The organism is Thiospirillum jenense, from assembly GCF_014145225.1.
GTDB classification, from domain to species: Bacteria; Pseudomonadota; Gammaproteobacteria; order Chromatiales; family Chromatiaceae; genus Thiospirillum; species Thiospirillum jenense.
Genome location: NZ_JABVCQ010000033.1, coordinates 15,434 through 34,692, shown reverse-complemented (window position 1 = coordinate 34,692; position 19,259 = coordinate 15,434). Strand labels below are relative to the sequence as shown.

Genomic DNA, 19,259 nt, shown 5'->3' with positions numbered 1-19,259 from the left:
CGGGCATCAATCAAACCGAATAAAACATAATGGCAAATTATCCCCTTCGCTTTCAAAGCCGTGCAGAAAAAGACCTCGCCGGTTTGCCACGAAAAGATCAAATTCACATTATTAAAGGCATCACAGCATTGCAAAATAATTTATTCGGAGATATTAAAAAGTTGAAAAGCACTCACCCTGAATACCGATTGCGGGTTGGCGATTATCGGATTCTATTTGAAATTGTTGACAGCATCATTATTATTCATCGTGTTGGGCATCGTCGAGAAATCTACCGCTGAGGAAACAACCATGATTGAATTGCATCCCGACTTTCTACCCAGTCAAGGTCAGCCGCAGTTTGTGGTGTTATCAATTGATGAATTTAATCGTCTAAAAAACTATTTAGACGAACTAGAGGATTTAGAAGATTTATTGTTATTGCGTCAAGCGCAGGCAACGGCGGGTAATGAACCAACCATCAGTTTAACTGATTTGTGTCAGCGTTTAGGGATTGATGAACAGGAGTTATCGTAGCAATTTTTATTAAAAATACCGCAATCAATTCACCACCAATTGGGCAAGCCAACCTAATACATTTCTATTGGCGGCGGATGAGATTAAAACGGCGGCGATGGGGGCGTATCTGGTAGTCATTAATGCGTTGCACAATTCGGATTAAATCAGCGTTATGCCAAAGAAAATCCGCGATTTATTAAGTGCATTACACGCCGCTGGATTTGTTGAAATACCCAAAGCCGGCAAGGGTTCACATCGCAAATTCATACACCCGAATTATCCCGGCGCTATTACCGTCAGTGGACAACTGGGCGATGATGCTAAACGATACCAAGAACAGCAAATCATCACTGCGATTAGGAGTGTGCAATGAAACCCGGCGATCAATATCTTAAATGGATTGAATGGAGTGAAACCGATCAAGTGTATATTGGTCAATGCCCCAATTTAATTACCGGTATTCATGGTGATGATCCGGTGGTTTTATATGGTGAGCTATGCGAAGTCATTGCCGATGTCATCAATGCGTTACAAGCTGCCGGACGCGAATTACCACCCGTCACCATTCGCCCAATGGTGGCAAATGCTGGCTGATGAATATCAACTCCCGCTTTTGATTAAATCCCCCACCCCCCCTTTTCCAAAGGGGGGCTAATAAAAAATGGTTAATTCAATTGAATGGGCAGCAGCGTAGGTTGGGTTGCCCACACACCGCCCCGCAATCAATTCATCACCAATTGGGCAAGCCAACCCACTACATTTCTATTGGCGGCGGATGAAATTAAAACGGCGGCAATGGGGGCGTATTGGGTAGTGGCAAATATGGCAAATTAAAAACTGCGCAGATCAACAATGCCAGTCATTCATAGTGTGTCCACATGCGTAACACTTTTATACTCTGTTCTTGCTTCAAAACCTGATAAACCAACCGATGCTGACTGTTAATACGACGGGAATAGGCACCGGCGAGATCACCAACCAGCTTTTCATAAGGTGGCGGGTTTTGATAAGGGTTATGACGGATGATGTTTAATAATTCTTGCGCTTTATGTTTTAATCCAGACGCCGCCAATTGTTTGGCATCTTTTTTCGCTTGATGCGTGTAGCGCAATTCCCACATCACCATTCCAATTCTGCGCTACAATCATCAATATGCGTTGCCATCCCATCACGCAATGACTCCCGCATTCCCGGAATTGACAGCAGATACAGCGTCTCGTTAATTGCATTCCAATCATGTTCTGAGAGTAAAACGGCATTGGCAGATTTACCATGAATCATCACTGGTTGCTGGTTGGCAATTGTCACATCAATGAGCTGGTCTAGCGTTTGCGTACTATCGGCGTTTAACATCCTCAAATCCTCACAAACAATTTTCTACTGTAAGAAAATCAACTACTATTCAGGAGTAGTCTACCATGAAACCCGGCGATCAATATCTTAAATGGATTGAATGGAGTGAAACCGATCAAGTGTATATTGGTCAATGCCCCGATTTAATTACCGGTATTCATGGTGATGATCCGGTGGTTTTATATGGTGAATTATGCGAAGTCATTGCCGATGTCATCAATGCGTTACAAGCCGCCGGACGCGAATTACCACCCGTCACCATTCGCCCAATGGTGGCAAATGCTGGCTAATGAATGTCAACGTCATTGCAGCGTTGGTGGCGGATGAAATTAAATCAGCGGTGATGGGAGCGTATTTAATGAACGGAGAGCGAATGTGAAACCAATTCGTTTATCACGCCATGCCCAAACGCAATGTCTTGAACGTGGCGCTACCCATGACGAAGTCATTCGCGCTATTTGTGAAGGCGAAAGAGAAGCGGCAAAACACGAGCGATTATTATGCCGCTTTAACTTTGCCTTTGAATCACATTGGCAAGGCAAATACTACGCAATTAAACAGGTTGCCCCAGTCATAAAAGACGAACCTGATGAAATTGTCGTAATCACAGTGTACACTTTCTTTTTTTAATAATCATGCCGAGGCAACCATGCACATTATCTATGATTCTGAAATAGACGCGCTGTATATTCGTTTAATTGATGAGCCGCAGGAATGCCGAACAGTGCGGCTTAATGAAGACGTGGCATTTAATATCGGCACGAATGAAACGCTAGTTGGCATTGAAATTTTGGATGCTAAACAACTGTTTGGTGCTGACCAAATACCGCGTATTGTCATTAAAAATATCGAATGTCTGCTGGCAGCATGAGCAGTGTAGGTTGGGTTGCCCGCGCCCCGCTCCGCAATCAATTCATTACCAATTGGGCAGGCTAACCTAATACATTTCCATTGGTGGCGGCTGAAATTAAAACGGCGGCGATGGGGGCGTAGCGGGTGGGAGTGATTAATTAAATGAGTTTAGGAGTGAAAATCATGCACACTGCAATTACGGGAACGTATGAAAATGGGCAAGTGATTCTTGATGAATTACCACCCACAATGCGTCATGCACAGGTGATTGTAACCTTTATTGAAAATACAGAATGGACGCCAAACCAGGGCGTTAAACTCGGTAGTTTAGCGCAGCGCGGGTATTCTATTCCCGAAGATTTTAATACGCTAATTGACGACTTTAACGAGTATTTTTAGACATGCGCTATTTGCTTGACACCCAAATATTGCTGTGGGCATTGATTAGTCCAGCGCGCCTTTCATTAGGGTTGTTCTAACATGGATTATTACTGATCGTTCCCACGCTCCAGCGTGGGAACGCACTCTTCTTTAAAAATCCAACGGTTATGGTTTAAGCAGTATCATATTTGATACTAATCAATCATTCAAATGTTGCAACAACAATAGAACGATAATGAAAAGCTGACTTCAGTTTTCAATTCTAACCAATTGATTCTTCAAATATCACGTTCCCACGCTGGATCGTGGGAACGATCAAATCCCCCCAATCATTTGCTTTGATTAAATCCCCTTTTTCAAAGGCGGGCTTCCCCAAATTCGGCAATCGGCAAGCAAATCCGCCCAAAAATCGCTATACTGCGCCATCTTCTCATGCGCTGGAGACCGCGCCTTGCAGCCGACCGACCGCCCCGCCACTTTCCAAGATGTCATTTTCACCCTGCAACGCTACTGGGCTGCGCAGGGCTGCGCGATTTTGCAACCGTATGACATGGAAGTCGGCGCTGGCACCTTCCACCCCGCCACTTTTTTACGCGCCATCGGGCCGGAACCGTGGAATTGTGCGTATGTGCAACCCAGTCGCCGCCCAACCGACGGGCGCTACGGGCAAAATCCCAACCGTTTGCAACACTATTATCAATTCCAAGTCATCCTCAAACCGTCGCCGCCCGACATCCAAAAACTGTACCTTGACTCACTGCGGCTGCTCGGTTTCGACCCGCTCGTCCACGACATCCGCTTCGTCGAAGACAACTGGGAATCACCGACGCTGGGCGCGTGGGGGCTGGGTTGGGAAGTGTGGCTCAACGGCATGGAGGTCACACAATTCACCTATTTTCAACAAGTTGGCGGATTGGAATGCCGGCCGGTCAGCGGCGAAATCACCTACGGCCTCGAACGGCTGGCGATGTATTTGCAGGGCGTGGACAGCGTATTTGACTTGACCTGGACGATCACGCCGAGCGGGCGCTTGAGTTACGGCGACGTGTTTCATCAAAATGAGGTCGAACAGTCGGCATTTAACTTTGAACATGCCGACATCGCCGCGTTATTTGCGCAATTTGACGTGTGCGAGCGCCAAAGTCAGCAGTTGGTCGCGGCGGGATTGGCGCTGCCGGCCTACGAACAGGTGCTGCAAGCCTCGCACCTATTCAACTTGCTCGATGCGCGGGGCGCGATTTCCGTCACCGAGCGCCAGCGATTTATTTTGCGGGTGCGCACGTTGGCGCGGGCGGTGGCGCAGTCGTATTTTGACAGCCGCGAGCGGTTGGGATTCCCGATGCTGGCGAAAGCCGAGGGGAGCGAGTGATGCAAGTTGCTGATTTACTGATCGAAATTGGCACGGAAGAACTGCCGCCGACCGCGCTGTTCACCCTGATGACCGCGTTTGGCAACGGTATCATCGCGCATCTTGACCGGCAGCAAATTGGTCACGGTGACGCGCAACTGTATTCCACGCCGCGCCGATTAGCCGTGATAATTCAAGCAGTTGCCGCCACGCAACCAGCACGGGAGACGCAACGGCGCGGGCCGGCGCTCGCCGCCGCCTTTGATGCCACTGGCGCACCGACGCCGGCGGCAATCGGTTTTGCCAATTCGTGCGGCGTGGCGGTGAATGAATTAACTACGCTCACCACCGATAAAGGGCAATGGTTAATTCATCAAGCGGTGACGCCGGGGCAAATAACTAGCGCCGCATTACCCGACATTATTTATCAAGTATTGCGTGAATTACCCATTCCCAAACGAATGCGGTGGGGCGCGGGAACGGCGGAATTCGTGCGGCCAATTCATTGGATTAACGGCTTATTTGGCAATCAACCCATTGCCGGTGAAGTCATGGGGATTGCAATACAACCCATCACCTACGGGCATAGGTTTCATTCGCCCGCCGCCATTGAATTAACCCAGCCGAGTGAGTACGTTCAAGCATTACGCGAGCATTTTGTCGAACCTGATTTTGCCGTCCGCCGTCAATTGATTCAACAACAAGTTAATCAACTAGCGCAGTCGGTGAATGGACAGGCGATTTATCCCGAAGCATTATTAGATGAAATCACCGCGTTGTGTGAATGGCCGGTCGCGTTATTAGGGCAGTTTGATTCAGCATTTCTCGCCGTCCCGCAAGAAGTGTTAATTGAAACTATGCAGAAAAATCAAAAGTATGTGCCGCTGTTCACTGCAACTGGTGCTGAATTAACCTTATTGCCGCATTTTATTGTCATTGCCAATATCGCCAGTCAACAACCGGACGTCGTGCAACATGGCAATGAACGTGTCATTCGCCCGCGCTTCACCGATGCGCAATTCTTTTGGGAACAAGACCGCAAACAACCGCTCGCCACGCGCCTGCCGCAATTAGATCAGGTCGTTTTTCAAGAGCAATTAGGTTCAATAGGGGAACGCGCCCGCCGTATTGTGCAAGTGATGCAATTCATTGCCGCGCAATTAAAATTATCACCCGCCTTGTGTGAACGCGCCGCGTTATTAGCGAAAGCCGATTTAGTCACACAAATGGTCGGTGAATTCGGTAATTTGCAAGGAGTGATGGGGCGCTATTATGCGCAGCATTCGGGTGAAGATGACGCCGTCGCCATTGCAATTGAAGAGCAATATTTACCGCGTCAAGCCGGCGATCATTTACCCATGACTGCGATTGGCCGCGCATTAGCTTTAGCCGACCGCGTGGATACACTCACTGGCGTATTTGCCATTGGTCAACGCCCCACTGGTGTAAAAGACCCGTATGGAGTGCGCCGCGCCGCCATTGCCGTCTTGCGCATTTTAATTGAAAGTCCATTACCGCTGGACTTAAAACAGTTATTTACTCAGAGCGCCGCGACCTTTCCCGATTCATTAAATGCCGCCACGGTGGTGGACGAGGTGTTTAATTACTGCGCCGAACGCTTGGCAAGTTATTATTTAGAACAAGGCATTGCAGTTGATTGTGTTGATGCAGTATTAGCATTGGGAATCACGCGCCCAGCGGATTTGAATGCGCGTATTCGAGCGGTGGCGCAATTCCGCACCCTGCCGGCGGCCGATTCATTAGCCGCTGCGAGTAAACGTATTGGCAATATTCTGAAAAAAGCGCCGGCGGTTGCCAATCAAACCGATGATAAAAATGCAATAGTTGATAGCGAGTTGTTAATTGAACCGGCCGAGCTGGCATTAGCAACCGCATTGCAAACGCTGACTAATCAAATCACACCGTTATTAGCCATTGGTGATTACACCACTGCCTTAATGACGCTTGCCCAATTGCGCACGGCGGTAGATCAATTCTTTGACGCGGTGATGGTGATGACCGAAGATTTAGCGATACAGCGCAATCGGTTAGCATTATTAGCGGCTTTGCAAAAACAATTATTCCGTATTGCCGACATTTCGCGCTTACAACCATGACTGACCGCACCGTAAACGAATTAAAAAACCAACTGCCCGCTGATCCCGATTCCTATGCCGAAATGCTTGCGCGGGTGCGCGGGTTTCATACCAAACATCAATTGCGCGAAAATGGCGGTGAAGAATTACATTACCGCGTCGCATTGATGGCAGAGGAATTGGGTGAAATTGCCGCATGTGTCACCAAAGGTCAAACACAGACCGCACTTGCAGAAGAATTAGCTGACCTGTTAATTTTATTATTGGGAACAGCGATTGCGACTGACATTGATTTGAATGCGGCGTTTTGGGATAAGATGCAAGTATTAGATCAGCGGACGGCGCGCATGATTAATGGTCGCATTCGTGTCTCGGAATTTCGCACGAAAAAATAACAGCGTTTTCCACAATTGACTATTGCAGTGAACGTATAGATTTAATCGGGCCAAATGCAATTAAAAAAATGAAGCTGGTGATTTTAGACCGCGACGGCGTCATTAACCAAGACTCCGATGCTTATATTAAATCCCCCGAAGAATGGATTCCACTCCCCGGCAGTGTTGATGCCATTGCGCGTTTAAACCACGCTGGCTGGACAGTTGCAATTGCCACTAATCAATCCGGCGTGGCACGCGGTTTATTTGATTTAACGACGCTGGATCGTATTCACCAACGAATGCGTGATTATTTAGCGGCGGGCGGGGCGCGTATTGACGCCATTGCATTCTGTCCACATGCACCAGAAGCCGCTTGCCAATGCCGCAAACCACAGCCCGGGTTATTACAATCATTAGCGCAGCGGTTTCACACCAATTTAATTAACGTGCCTATGATTGGCGACTCGTGGCGTGATGTTGAAGCGGCAATGACTGTCAAAGCAAACCCATTGTTGGTATTAACTGGCAAGGGCGGAATCACAGAAAAAACGCACCGCGCTCAATTAAACGATGTCACAGTGATTGCTGATCTTCGCGCCGCAGTTGATTTGTTAATTAATGAATAACTCAATGAACAATGTTGTGTTGATTTTGCGTTCAATGCTTTTTATGTTGGCTTTTGCCATCATCACTATCGGTTACGGTTTGGCGATTGTATTTAGTGCAAAATTCGTATCTGAATTAACACTGGCACGCATTGCCCGCAATTGGGGACATGTCAGCCTGTGGTTATTACGAGTGATTTGTAATGTATCCTATGTTATTCGTGGAGTTGAATATCTGCAACACCAACCAGCAGTGGTATTAGCTAATCATCAATCCGCTTGGGAAACGTTGGCACTGCGCGCCTTATTACCGCTTAAACACACTTGGGTATTAAAAAGTGAATTATTAAAAATCCCAGTTTTTGGTTGGGCATTAGCCATTCTTCGCCCAATTAGTATTCAAAGACACCTGGCGCGTCAGGCATTAAAACAGGTGTTATTGCAGGGAGAACAGGCATTGAATGCGGGCTATACGGTCGTAATTTTTCCCGAAGGCACCAGAAAAGATACCAATGAACTCGGTGAGTTTAATATTGGTGGCGCTAAATTGGCAGAACGGGCGCAGGTGTCGGTCATTCCTATTGCTCATAATGCCGGAACGGTGTGGAGACGGCGTTCTTTTATTAAATACCCCGGCGTGATTCGTATGGAAATCAGCGCACCTATTGAGGTGATCGGTAAAACAGCAGCGGAGATCAATCAAATAACGCAGCAATGGATTCAATCAACACTTGCGCAATCATCATCGCCACCATAGCGCAATTTAAATGTCAATATTACTTGCTTCTAACGCATTCCGTTCAATAAATGCTCGGCGCGGTTCCACTTCATCACCCATGAGCGTGGTGAATATCTGATCGGCTAAAACTGCATCTTCTATTGTCACGCGCAATAAGCGACGGCTCGTCGGATTCATGGTGGTATCCCATAATTGATCTGGATTCATTTCGCCTAACCCTTTATAACGCTGAATATAGTAGCCGCGCTTTGCTTCATTAATAAGCCGACGGTATAAGGTGGCAACATCAGTCATATCAAACAGGTTGTCGCCATATTTGATGTTTATACCTAATTGCATTAAATCTGATAGTTTATTATTCAAATTCGCAATGCGTTGGTATTCTGTTGTTGCAAAAAAATCGAGTGGAATAAAACGTGTTTCTGCAATACCATGCACATAACGCTCCAGCACAAATCCCGAATGTTCTATTCCAGTAGCCTCCAGGTTAGGTATAAGACGGTAGTCTATATTTGAATGTGTCACAGCATTGAGTTGATTTGTTAATATCGTACTCCAGTGTATCAAATGTTCTAAGTTTTTAAGTTCTGTCAGTTGAATTGGTTTAACCGTGAGGAGTTGAGATAAAAACACTCCATCAAAGCGATTCGCAAAGCGGTTAATAACAGCGTCGGTTGCCTGCAATTCACGCACAAACTGCTCAGTATCACTTGGCGATAAAGCAGTATGGTTTTCCCCAATAAAAAATTGCACGTTGTCAAGTGCGGTACGCAATAATACCTGCTCAAACTCGTTATCATCAAGTAGATAGCATTCTTGCTTGCCTTTTTTCACTTTATACAGCGGTGGTTGTGCAATATAAACATGACCTCTGTCAATCAATTCGGGCATTTGGCGATAGAAAAAAGTTAATAACAAAGTTCTGATATGCGCACCGTCCACATCAGCATCGGTCATAATAATCACGCGATGATAACGCAATTTGTTAGGATCATATTCCTCACGCCCAATACCGCAGCCAAGTGCAGTGATGAGCGTTCCTATTTCAACTGAAGCAAGCATTTTGTCAAAGCGGGCTTTTTCAACATTCAAAATCTTACCTTTTAATGGTAAAATTGCTTGGAATAAACGATCCCGTCCTTGTTTTGCCGATCCGCCGGCTGAATCACCTTCAACAATAAATAGTTCTGAATGCACTGGGTTTTTTTCTTGACAATCAGCAAGTTTGCCGGGCAATCCAGCGACATCTAATATACCTTTACGGCGAGTAATTTCACGCGCTTTACGCGCTGCTTCTCTCGCTCGTGCTGCCTCAAGTATTTTATTAGCAATGATTTTTGCTTCAGCAGGATGTTCTTCTAAAAAGATAAACAAATTCTCCGCTAACAGTGTTTCTACAATAGATTTAATTTCAGATGACACTAATTTATCTTTAGTTTGAGAAGAAAACTTGGGGTCAGGCGCTTTAACAGACAATACCGCCGTTAATCCCTCTCGTGCATCATCGCCAATTGGGCGGATTTTTTGGTTTTTGTCAGATACGACGTGTTCAATATAGTGGTTCAATGTGCGTGTTAATCCAGCGCGAAAACCTGCTAAATGAGTACCGCCGTCTTTTTGAGGAATGTTATTTGTAAAACAAAACACAGCTTCTTGATAAGATTCATTCCACTGGAGAGCAACTTCTACAATATGATCGCCCTGTTTAGCAGTAAAATAGATGATGGTAGAATGAATTGGCGACTTATTTTGATTAAGATATTCGACAAAGGCAGCAATCCCACCCTTGTATTCAAAAATTGTCTCACGCTCGGTCCGTTCATCACGCAAAATAATTTTGACGCCTGAATTTAAAAAGGATAATTCACGCAGGCGTTTAGCAAGAATTTCAAAATGAAATTCACAATCAGAAAAAATAGTTGATGCCGGCTTAAACCGAATAATAGTGCCGGAACCCTCGGCAGCACCAATTGCACGCAACGGATATTGCGGTTCGCCTAGATGATATGCTTGTTCATACAAAACGCCATTGCGCCATGTATGCAGAATTAAAGATTCTGACAGCGCATTGACAACCGACACACCTACCCCATGTAATCCGCCGGAAACTTTATAAGAATTATCATCAAATTTGCCGCCCGCATGTAATACGGTCAGAATGACTTCTGCGGCGGAGCGTTGTTCTTCTGGATGAAGATCAACAGGAATACCGCGTCCGTTATCTTCCACTGATACCGCGCCATCTAAATGGATGATTACGCGGATTTGACTACAAAAACCAGCTAATGCTTCATCAATTGAATTATCTACAACTTCAAACACCATGTGATGGAGTCCACTGCCATCATCTGTGTCACCAATATACATACCGGGACGTTTACGGACGGCATCTAAACCGCGCAGTACTTTAATATTAGACGAATCGTAAGCCATTGAATGTTTCATAATATTGTCAAGTTACAAGCAACAAATATTGTACCGCAAATTGCCATAAATTGGCAGTCTTTCACTCGATTTAAATTATGTGTATATTTATGAAAAATGTTACCATTACGCATGGTTTTAAGTACATATATTATGTACTTAAACATGTTCACCTTATCTGAAGGATGCTGTTATGCAAATTGAAGTTGAACGAGATCTCTTATGCCCAGCTCTCGCCGTCGTGACTGGGGTTGTGGATCGGCGTCAAACGCTACCAATTCTGAGCAATCTATTGGTGCATGCTGATACGGAAACATTAGAAATCACGGCTACTGACCTTGAAATGCAAATTACAACTCGAATAGACGCATACGTTATTGACGCTGGCGCCATAACCTTGCCGGCAAGGAAGTTTTTAGATATTTGTCGCGCTTTGCCAGACAAAGTAGATATTAAGATTCAATTAGAAGAAGAGCGTGCAACAGTGCGTTCAGGACGAAGCCGGTTTGTATTAAGCACATTGCCAGCAATAGACTACCCAACAATCGGTATGCCAGATGCAGAGGCAACATTAGTTTTAGAACAACGATTATTAAAAAAACTCATTGAAAAAACCGCATTTGCTATGGCACAACAGGATGTGCGCTATTATTTAAATGGCTTGTTGTTAGATATTACAACCGGCAAGATGACAGCAGTGGCAACTGATGGACATCGTTTGGCAAAACTTGATGTTGTTTTAGAAGAACTGGATGATTGGAAAGAACCCCAGCAACTGATTATTCCAGCAAAAACCGTGAATGAACTTAAACGGTTATTGTCGTCTACAACCGAATTAGTTCAAATTGAATTTGGTCAGCGCGCCTTGGGTTTAAAATTTGGTGACGTCATTATCACCACAAAACTGGTTGATGGGCGTTATCCTGATTATGAACGTGTTATTCCATCTGATTTAGAATGTTGTGCAATTGTTGACCGAGAGGCGTTACGCTCGGCATTGCTCCGTACCGCTATTCTTTCTAATGAAAAATACAAGGGAGTTAAACTCAGTTTTGACACCAATCTTTTGGTGTTAAATTCTAACAATCCAGAACGTGAAGAGGCGGAAGAAGAAGTCGAAATTGATTATTCAGGAGAAGCAGTTAGTATTGGGTTTAATATTAGCTACCTTGTTGATATTCTCAATGTGATTGAAGGTAAAAAAATAAAAATCAATTTCCTAGATGGAAACAATAGTGCAATCTGGCAAGATGCAGATAACGAAGAAAATGAAGGAGCAATTTATGTCATCATGCCAATGCGTTTATAAAGCAGCAAGCTGTTTTATAGTTAATTAAAATGAGCCAGTATAATTGGCTCAACGTTTTACAAGATTTTTAGCACCTGCCGATATGGAGTTGACTCCGTCGGGAAGTTAATATAAATTATTAACACTCCGCATTTGGAGCGGCAGATGCTATCATAATCAGTACGACACTGAAAAAGTCATTGAGATTTTTAAAGACTTTTTGCATTTCTTTTACGGTTTATCACTAAAAGGTATTTTAATGAAACAAACTTTTCAACCTAGTAACCTTAAGCGGGTGCGTACACATGGTTTTCGGGCGCGTTCATCAACTCGTAACGGTCGTAATGTTCTGCAAGCGCGACGGGCTAAAGGACGCAAACGTTTAATCCCTTAAATTCCAATTATATTCTATCCGTACACTAATAAAATGTTTAACTCGTTAAATAGACATTTTGAATAAATTCCCACGACAATTACGCCTCACCGCATCCAAACATTTTCAATGGGTTTTTGCCACTCCCATTAAAATAACAGATCATTATTTTGCGGTGTTTGTGCGCCAGCGAACGAATGATGATATGGATGCGCGACTTGGGCTTGCTGTATCACGCAAATGCGCGAAAACAGCGGTCAATCGCAATCGGATTAAGCGTTTAATTCGTGAATCGTTTCGTCTCAAAGATAAGCGCCTCAATTGGGTACGGATAGATGTTGATTGTGTCGTGATTGGACGCAGTGCAGCGGCTACTGCCAGCAATTCCGATTTGCGTCTATCTCTGAATAACCACTGGCTGCGATTACAACAGCGTTTATGCACCACCTCGCCCGTTTTTTAATTCGTTTCTATCAGCTATTCATTAGCCCATTATTGGGCAATCATTGTCGTTTTTCTCCCAGTTGCTCACAATATGCGCTTGAGGCAATTGAACTATACGGTGTTATGGTGGGTATTCGTTTAGCGATCCGCCGTCTATTGCGGTGTCATCCCTGGCACCCGGGTGGATTTGATCCTGTTCCTGGAAAAGGAATTGAAAACTGCGATGGATAATACTCGTTTAATTCTGATTATCGCCCTGGTAGGGATTTTATTTCTCATTTATTCAGCGTGGGTTGAAGACTACGGACCAGTTGCTCAAGTTGCAACCGCGCCTTCTTCCACAACGTCAGTAATGACATCATCTCCCGATGCGCCGCCCATGACTACTGCTGTGGCATCTCCGTTGGCAACAGATGAATTGACTGTTAATACGGTTAAACAGCAATTAATACAGGTTGAAACGGATTTATTTAAGATAGAAATTTCGCCGTACGGTGGTACGATTTCAAATATATGGCTATTAGATTATGCCCAAAAAGCTGATGCACCGACCACCAAATTTCAATTGTTGAAATCGGAAGTGCCCAACATGTTCATCGTACAGTCAGGATTGTACGGTGCTGTGGATAAACAATTACCAACACATAATAGTTTATTTTCAACTGCAAAAAACCGTTATCAGTTAACTGAAGGTGAAAATGCGCTGACAGTTGAATTATACTGGGATAATGACAGCGGCATTCAAGTGATTAAACGCTATCGGTTTGAACGTGGTCAATATGTCGTGACTATGACTCAGGAGGTGATTAATCGCACTGAAAAACCGCTTGTGGTTAGAGCCTACGATCAATTACAGCGGTCGGAGTTACATGATGTTGATCAATCACGGTTTGTTTCTACCTACACGGGTAGTGTTTATTACGGACCAGAGCAAAAGTATAAGAAAAAATCATTTGATGAAATGAAAGAACAGACGTTGAATGTTGTTATCACAGATGGCTGGATTGCAATGATTCAACACTATTTTATGGCCGCGTGGATTCCACCCACTGGACAGCCGCAAACCTTTTACACAAAGGTTATTAATACCGATGGTAACGATCGCTATATCATTGGAAAATACACCGAAACGATTGAAGTTTCACCTATAGCAAATTATCAATTTACCAATCGTTTATTCGTTGGTCCAAAATTGCAAGATACGCTCGCCCAGGTGGCTCCGGGATTGGGATTGGCCGTTGATTATGGCTGGCTAACTATTATTGCTGAACCTATTTTTTGGTTATTAGAAAAGTTGTATTACCTGTTTGGTAACTGGGGGTGGGCGATTATTGTGCTGACAATTTTAATTAAATTAGCGTTTTATAAATTGTCAGAGACCAGTTACAAATCGATGGCTAATATGCGCAAATTGACGCCGCGCATGAAAGCAATTAAAGACCGCTATGGCGATGATAAAGAGCGATTAAATCAAGCGCTCATGGAGTTGTATAAAAAAGAAAAAATTAACCCCCTCAATGGGTGTTTACCAATCTTTGTACAGATTCCGGTGTTTATTGCGCTCTATTGGGTACTATTAGAAAGCGTAGAGTTACGTCACGCTCCCTTTGTTTTGTGGTTAGATAATTTAACCTCCCCAGACCCGTATTATATTTTGCCGCTCATCATGGGCATTTCAATGTTTGTACAGCAAAAACTCAATCCCCCACCACCAGATCCAATGCAAGAGAAAATCATGCTAACTTTGCCAGTGGTTTTCACAATCTTTTTTGCCTTTTTCCCATCAGGATTGGTGTTGTATTGGACTGTTAATAACCTGCTCTCTATTGCGCAACAATGGTATATTACCGATTCAATTGAAAAAGGTGTCGCTAAACATTAGATAATGCACATATCAATTGGCGACGGGAATGAGTACTGACACCATTGTTGCGATTGCAACGCCACAGGGACGTGGTGGAATTGGCATTGTGCGCTTGTCCGGTATGCTGGTAAATCAAATTGCCGTCGTATTATTAAAACAATTACCGCAACCTCGCACGGTTTATTGGGGAAACTTTTACGATGAACAGGGCGCGGTATTAGATCGTGGCATTGCGTTGTATTTCCCAGCGCCACACTCGTTCACTGGTGAAAGCATTATTGAATTGCACGCGCACGGCAGCCCAGTTGTTCTTGATTTATTAATGGCAGTGACTTTGCGTTTAGGGGCGCGGTTAGCACGTCCTGGGGAATTCACGGAACGCGCCTTTTTGAATGGCAAATTGGATTTAACGCAAGCCGAAGCAATTGCCGATCTAATTGCCAGCAGCACAGTGACGCAGGCGAAATTAGCGCAACGCACTTTACAAGGTGCGTTATCTAAACAAGTAAATGTGTTATTAAAACAGTTGATTGAGTTGCGCGTCCAACTTGAAGTGTGTTTAGATTTTTCAGATGAAGACTTGGATTTTATTAATCACACTGACATTGACAATCAATTAAATCAGCTGATGTCGGCAATGCAAACTTTGCTTGACTGTGCGCAGCAGGGTGAATTGATGCGTGATGGCATTAGCGTCGTCATTGCAGGGCCACCGAATGCTGGTAAGTCCAGTTTATTAAATACGTTATCAGGGCAAGATACCGCGATTGTCACGCCAATTCCAGGCACAACCCGAGATTTATTACGCACGGAGATTGCATTAGATGGAATGCCGGTGCGTTTAATTGACACGGCTGGTCTGCATTCAAACTCTAATGATCCAATTGAACAAGAAGGGATGCGCCGTGCTCGGGTGGAAATAGAACAGGCCGATCGTGTGCTATGGGTAATTGATGCAACAACGGATATTGATAATTCGGAATGTAATCAAAACCTCCAGCAGTTTTCATCATCAATTCCCGTCACCATCATTCATAATAAAATTGATTTGATGAATCAGTTGCCGTTTGTGCGCGAGCAATCTGGTTACACGACAATTGGATTATCCGCAAAAACGGGAATTGGCATAGAGTTATTGCAGCAACATTTGAAACACAGCGTCAATTATCGTGATTTGGCAGACAATGCTTTTCTGGCGCGCCGGCGGCATTTAGAAGCATTACGCCAAACTCAGGTGCAATTGCAGAGCGCGGCTCAAGCCCAACAACAGAATGCGCCAATTGAATACGTTGCTGAAGAATTGCGATTAGCACAGGTTGCACTCGGACAAATCACCGGTGTATTCCGCTCTGATGATTTATTAAACGTGATTTTCGCCGATTTTTGCATCGGAAAATAATAGAGTTGTTTTGACGGCGTGAGCAGTATCACGCTGATTTATAAGATTTTATTTTTGCCACATCCACAGAAATGTGGAGATTTTAGCGTTGCTAACTCCTTGTTTTATAAGTGTTAGAACAAGTCTAATAGCGTTGTTTTAACCTAAATCATTAACGATCAACTGCTTGAGTTGACTGGTTGAAACAACTCGAATGATAATTAAACCTCACCTGTATTACTGCCGTCTATTGTAGTCATGCGTGATTTAATCAATCACATGACCGCCAGCGATTGAATAGCGCCATTTACAATCCATGCCATGAATAATGCTATCACGCCAACCGCCGCCTTTCCAGGATGGCAGATTTATCGCCGCTTGCTGGGTTATGCAAAACCGTATTGGCGCATGTTTTCCGCGTCGTTAATTGGCATGTTGATTTTCGCCTCAACCGAACCATTATTTGCGGCGCTAATTAAACCATTATTAGATGGCAGTTTTGTAGAGCGTGATCTTAATACGGTGCGGCTCATGCCGTTTTTATTGGTGGGTATTTTTTTAATACGCGGTATTGCCGATTTTATTAACACCTATTGTTTGAAATGGGTGGGACGGCGGGTGGTGACTGATTTACGTCAGCACATGTTTGAGCATTTATTACACGCGCCAACCTATTATTATGACCATCATAGCACCGGCCATATTTTAGCCAAATTGACCTATAATGTTGATAATGTCGCTAATGCCACGACCTCGGCAGTTACTACTGTTGTGCGCGATGGTTTTACCGCGCTGGCATTATTAGCCTATTTATTTTATTTAGATGCCGCCTTGTCTATCATTTTCCTGCTCATTGGCCCGAGCATGGCGTTTGCAATTAAATTGGCTACCAAACGCTTTCGCCGTTATAGCCGTCGTATTCAAGAACGGGTGGGTTCATTAACGCATGTTGTGCAAGAAGTGATTGATGCGCACCGCGTGGTAAAAGCCTTTGATGGTGCGGCGTATGAGCGCAAACAATTTGCCGCCTTGAATGAAAAAACCCGTTCATTGCAAATGAAGATGATTGCAACCGAAGCAATTAGCGTACCATTGGTGCAATTGATTTCTGCCGTTGCAATTGGTGTAATTGTTTATTTGTCCACGCTACAGGGTTTGCGGGACGATATTACAGTTGGGACGTTCATGTCATTTGTCGTGGCAATGGGATTATTATTACCACCGGTCAAGCGTTTAACCTCGGTTAATTCACATTTGCAGCAGGGCATCATTGCCGCTGAAAGTTTATTTGAATTGCTCGACAGCCCGCCTGAAATCGAAAGCGGTCATCAGGTTTTACAGCGTCCGCAGGGGCATATTCATTATCAAAACCTATCGCATGTGTATAGCACTGAAAAAGGGCGCGTATTACACGATATTGATTTAGTGATTGCACCGGGCGAGAGCGTCGCATTGGTGGGGCGTTCGGGTAGTGGCAAATCAACCCTCGCCAATTTATTACCGCGTTTTTATGAACCCAGTGCCGGTTGTATTCTGATTGATGGTATTGATACCCGCACCGTGACATTGGCGAGTTTGCGTGCACACATTGCATTGGTGACACAAGAGGTGGTGTTATTTAATGAAACTGTGGCAAATAACATCGCCTATGGTCGAATTGAAAATACGACTTTGGCGGATTTAGAACGGGTAGCGGAGGCGGCACACGCGCTCGATTTTATTCGCGCTTTACCTGACGGGTTTAATACGTTAATTGGTGATCGCGGCGTGTTATTATCCGGCGGTCAACGGCAGCGATTAGCGATTGCGCGGGCGATGTTAAAAGACGCGCCCATTTTAATTCTCGATGAAGCGACATCGGCATTAGACACCGAATCTGAGCGGCATATTCAAGCGGCATTACAGGTGTTAATGCAAAGTCGCACCACGTTGGTCATTGCACATCGTTTATCCACAATTGAACATGTTGATCGCATTGTGGTGCTGGATAATGGCCGCATTGTTGAACAAGGAACGCACCGCGAATTGCTGACTCAAGACGGTTATTATGCGCGTTTATGCCGCTTGCAATTCGCCCCCATTCACGCCAGTTAATTCCGCTATTTATTTGCCGCCCATTGTCGCCATTTCCATTGAATCCCAACATCATTTGGTACAGTCATTCCCACCCGCTCGCGGTGTTATTCGCCCCGTTGAGTGGGTTATATTGCGGTTTCATTCAACTGCGCGCCCGTGCGTATCAATTCAATTGGTTGCCGCAATACACTTTAAATGTCCCCGTTATTATCGTGGGCAATCTCACGGTCGGCGGCACGGGCAAAACGCCGCTGGTGCTGTGGCTGGCAGACCACCTGCGCGGACACGGCTGGCGGCCGGGCATCGTCACTCGCGGCTACGGCGGACGGCTGCCGCGCCGTCAAATTGTGGATGTGCCAATTGGTGGCGATCCGGCCGCATTTGGCGACGAACCGCTGCTATTGGCGGCGAACGCCGGCTGTCCGGTGGTGGCGGGACGTGACCGCGTGGCGGCGGCGCGGCGGTTAATTGACGCGCACGGCTGCGATGTGGTGATCGCGGATGATGGTTTGCAGCACCTGCGGTTGGGGCGAGCGATTGAGATTGCGGTGATTGACGGGCAGCGCGGCTTTGGCAATGGGCGGTGTTTGCCGGCGGGGCCATTGCGCGAACCGTATTCGCGTTTGAATAGCGTAGATTTCATTCTGTGCAATGGTGATGACGCGGCCGTTTTATTCCAATCCATTGCCCCGCAATGCAAATCATCATTGCCGCACTGGTCACACTTTTATTTGCAACCGCAAGCGGCGGTGAATCTGGTTAATCTACATTTGACCCGTTCATTAGCAGATTTACAGCGCGAGTTTGGTCATCAAATCATTCGCGCCGTGGCCGGCATTGGTCATCCCGAACGGTTTTTTTCATTATTAGAACAGCGGGGATTTTCTATTCACCGTTGCGCGTATCCTGACCATCATGTTTTTACCGCCGAGGAGGTGCGCAATTGGTCAGATGCGCCCGTGTTAATGACTGAAAAAGATGCGGTGAAATGCCGTCCATTCGCGTTGCCGCAGCATTGGTATTTACCCGTCATAGCAGAACCGGCCGCGAGTTTTATTGACGCCTTGCAGCAGCGATTAAACCAATTGCGGCCGCAGTAGCGCGGGTTTTATTGACAAATGATTGGTCAATCATCATCAAATGTTGGAATTAAATAGGATTAA

General features: G+C 45.2%; 25 protein-coding genes. 22 read left to right on the top strand and 3 right to left on the bottom strand.

Features of this window, described 5'->3' with window-relative positions:
- Positions 1 to 29 precede the first annotated feature (29 nt).
- The 5 genes from HUK38_RS12585 to HUK38_RS12565 all read left to right on the top strand — a co-directional run bounded on the left by HUK38_RS12585 (position 30) and on the right by HUK38_RS12565 (position 1,332).
- Entirely contained in the window at positions 30 to 281 is a 252-nt protein-coding gene (locus tag HUK38_RS12585) for a type II toxin-antitoxin system RelE family toxin (protein WP_182584680.1), read from the top strand.
- Between the two features lie 10 nt (positions 282 to 291).
- Entirely contained in the window at positions 292 to 516 is a 225-nt protein-coding gene (locus tag HUK38_RS12580; RefSeq protein ID WP_182584679.1) for a type II toxin-antitoxin system Phd/YefM family antitoxin, read from the top strand.
- A 154-nt stretch (positions 517 to 670) separates the two neighbouring features.
- Positions 671 to 871 (top strand): type II toxin-antitoxin system HicA family toxin, encoded by a 201-nt coding sequence (locus HUK38_RS12575; RefSeq protein WP_182584678.1) that lies wholly within the window; start codon positions 671 to 673, stop codon positions 869 to 871.
- Complete coding sequence (locus HUK38_RS12570; protein ID WP_182584677.1) at positions 868 to 1,092, top strand: pilus assembly protein HicB; 225 nt, start codon at positions 868 to 870, stop codon at positions 1,090 to 1,092. Before HUK38_RS12575 ends, HUK38_RS12570 begins: the two co-directional genes overlap by 4 nt.
- Before the next feature lie 84 nt (positions 1,093 to 1,176).
- A complete protein-coding gene (locus tag HUK38_RS12565) occupies positions 1,177 to 1,332 on the top strand; it encodes a hypothetical protein (protein ID WP_182584676.1) in 156 nt (51 codons plus the stop codon).
- A gap of 25 nt (positions 1,333 to 1,357) precedes the next feature.
- Here HUK38_RS12565 and HUK38_RS12560 read toward each other — a convergent pair whose 3' ends face one another.
- Together HUK38_RS12560 and HUK38_RS12555 are read right to left on the bottom strand one after the other, a co-directional pair.
- Entirely contained in the window at positions 1,358 to 1,624 is a 267-nt protein-coding gene (locus HUK38_RS12560) for a Txe/YoeB family addiction module toxin (RefSeq protein WP_202985563.1), read from the bottom strand.
- Positions 1,618 to 1,851, bottom strand: coding sequence for a type II toxin-antitoxin system Phd/YefM family antitoxin (locus HUK38_RS12555; RefSeq protein WP_182584675.1), 234 nt, complete (start codon positions 1,849 to 1,851; stop codon positions 1,618 to 1,620). The genes HUK38_RS12560 and HUK38_RS12555 overlap by 7 nt, the downstream gene beginning before the upstream one ends.
- A gap of 65 nt (positions 1,852 to 1,916) precedes the next feature.
- On the opposite strand from HUK38_RS12555, the gene HUK38_RS12550 reads away from it, so the two are divergent.
- From HUK38_RS12550 to HUK38_RS12510, 9 genes are all read left to right on the top strand, one after another.
- Positions 1,917 to 2,141, top strand: a complete 225-nt coding sequence (locus HUK38_RS12550) for a pilus assembly protein HicB (protein WP_182584674.1) — start codon at positions 1,917 to 1,919, stop codon at positions 2,139 to 2,141.
- Between the two features lie 85 nt (positions 2,142 to 2,226).
- The gene (locus tag HUK38_RS12545; protein WP_182584673.1) at positions 2,227 to 2,481 is read left to right on the top strand and encodes a DUF4258 domain-containing protein; all 255 of its coding nucleotides are present in this window, start codon (positions 2,227 to 2,229) and stop codon (positions 2,479 to 2,481) included.
- A 19-nt stretch (positions 2,482 to 2,500) separates the two neighbouring features.
- Complete coding sequence (locus HUK38_RS12540; protein ID WP_182584672.1) at positions 2,501 to 2,722, top strand: DUF2283 domain-containing protein; 222 nt, start codon at positions 2,501 to 2,503, stop codon at positions 2,720 to 2,722.
- A 164-nt stretch (positions 2,723 to 2,886) separates the two neighbouring features.
- Complete coding sequence (locus tag HUK38_RS12535) at positions 2,887 to 3,102, top strand: hypothetical protein (RefSeq protein WP_182584671.1); 216 nt, start codon at positions 2,887 to 2,889, stop codon at positions 3,100 to 3,102.
- 433 nt (positions 3,103 to 3,535) lie between these two features.
- Positions 3,536 to 4,453 (top strand): glycine--tRNA ligase subunit alpha, encoded by a 918-nt coding sequence (glyQ, locus tag HUK38_RS12530; RefSeq protein WP_182584670.1) that lies wholly within the window; start codon positions 3,536 to 3,538, stop codon positions 4,451 to 4,453.
- Positions 4,453 to 6,549, top strand: coding sequence for a glycine--tRNA ligase subunit beta (gene glyS, locus HUK38_RS12525; RefSeq protein ID WP_182584669.1), 2,097 nt, complete (start codon positions 4,453 to 4,455; stop codon positions 6,547 to 6,549). Before glyQ ends, glyS begins: the two co-directional genes overlap by 1 nt.
- Entirely contained in the window at positions 6,546 to 6,923 is a 378-nt protein-coding gene (locus HUK38_RS12520) for a pyrophosphohydrolase domain-containing protein (RefSeq protein ID WP_202985562.1), read from the top strand. Before glyS ends, HUK38_RS12520 begins: the two co-directional genes overlap by 4 nt.
- Before the next feature lie 68 nt (positions 6,924 to 6,991).
- Positions 6,992 to 7,531, top strand: a complete 540-nt coding sequence (gmhB, locus tag HUK38_RS12515) for a D-glycero-beta-D-manno-heptose 1,7-bisphosphate 7-phosphatase (RefSeq protein ID WP_182584668.1) — start codon at positions 6,992 to 6,994, stop codon at positions 7,529 to 7,531.
- Between the two features lie 4 nt (positions 7,532 to 7,535).
- Positions 7,536 to 8,267 carry a lysophospholipid acyltransferase family protein gene (locus HUK38_RS12510; protein WP_194374881.1) on the top strand — a complete coding sequence of 244 codons (732 nt, stop codon included), beginning with the start codon at positions 7,536 to 7,538 and terminating at the stop codon, positions 8,265 to 8,267.
- Between the two features lie 6 nt (positions 8,268 to 8,273).
- On the opposite strand, the gene gyrB is transcribed toward HUK38_RS12510, so the two are convergent.
- Positions 8,274 to 10,682 carry a DNA topoisomerase (ATP-hydrolyzing) subunit B gene (gene gyrB / locus HUK38_RS12505; RefSeq protein ID WP_182584667.1) on the bottom strand — a complete coding sequence of 803 codons (2,409 nt, stop codon included), beginning with the start codon at positions 10,680 to 10,682 and terminating at the stop codon, positions 8,274 to 8,276.
- 184 nt (positions 10,683 to 10,866) lie between these two features.
- On the opposite strand from gyrB, the gene dnaN reads away from it, so the two are divergent.
- The 8 genes from dnaN (at position 10,867) to lpxK (ending at position 19,196) form a co-directional block, all read left to right on the top strand.
- Positions 10,867 to 11,982 (top strand): DNA polymerase III subunit beta, encoded by a 1,116-nt coding sequence (gene dnaN / locus HUK38_RS12500; RefSeq protein WP_182584666.1) that lies wholly within the window; start codon positions 10,867 to 10,869, stop codon positions 11,980 to 11,982.
- Positions 11,983 to 12,220: 238 nt separating this feature from the next.
- Positions 12,221 to 12,355, top strand: a complete 135-nt coding sequence (gene rpmH / locus HUK38_RS12495) for a 50S ribosomal protein L34 (protein WP_182584665.1) — start codon at positions 12,221 to 12,223, stop codon at positions 12,353 to 12,355.
- A 58-nt stretch (positions 12,356 to 12,413) separates the two neighbouring features.
- The gene (rnpA, locus tag HUK38_RS12490) at positions 12,414 to 12,797 is read left to right on the top strand and encodes a ribonuclease P protein component (RefSeq protein WP_182584664.1); all 384 of its coding nucleotides are present in this window, start codon (positions 12,414 to 12,416) and stop codon (positions 12,795 to 12,797) included.
- The gene (yidD, locus tag HUK38_RS12485; RefSeq protein WP_182584663.1) at positions 12,773 to 13,009 is read left to right on the top strand and encodes a membrane protein insertion efficiency factor YidD; all 237 of its coding nucleotides are present in this window, start codon (positions 12,773 to 12,775) and stop codon (positions 13,007 to 13,009) included. The genes rnpA and yidD overlap by 25 nt, the downstream gene beginning before the upstream one ends.
- Positions 13,002 to 14,660 (top strand): membrane protein insertase YidC, encoded by a 1,659-nt coding sequence (yidC, locus tag HUK38_RS12480; RefSeq protein WP_182584662.1) that lies wholly within the window; start codon positions 13,002 to 13,004, stop codon positions 14,658 to 14,660. The genes yidD and yidC overlap by 8 nt, the downstream gene beginning before the upstream one ends.
- Before the next feature lie 28 nt (positions 14,661 to 14,688).
- Entirely contained in the window at positions 14,689 to 16,041 is a 1,353-nt protein-coding gene (gene mnmE, locus HUK38_RS12475; RefSeq protein ID WP_182584661.1) for a tRNA uridine-5-carboxymethylaminomethyl(34) synthesis GTPase MnmE, read from the top strand.
- A 300-nt stretch (positions 16,042 to 16,341) separates the two neighbouring features.
- Complete coding sequence (gene msbA, locus HUK38_RS12470) at positions 16,342 to 18,114, top strand: lipid A export permease/ATP-binding protein MsbA (RefSeq protein WP_182584660.1); 1,773 nt, start codon at positions 16,342 to 16,344, stop codon at positions 18,112 to 18,114.
- A complete protein-coding gene (gene lpxK / locus HUK38_RS12465; RefSeq protein WP_182584659.1) occupies positions 18,078 to 19,196 on the top strand; it encodes a tetraacyldisaccharide 4'-kinase in 1,119 nt (372 codons plus the stop codon). The genes msbA and lpxK overlap by 37 nt, the downstream gene beginning before the upstream one ends.
- Positions 19,197 to 19,259 lie beyond the last annotated feature (63 nt).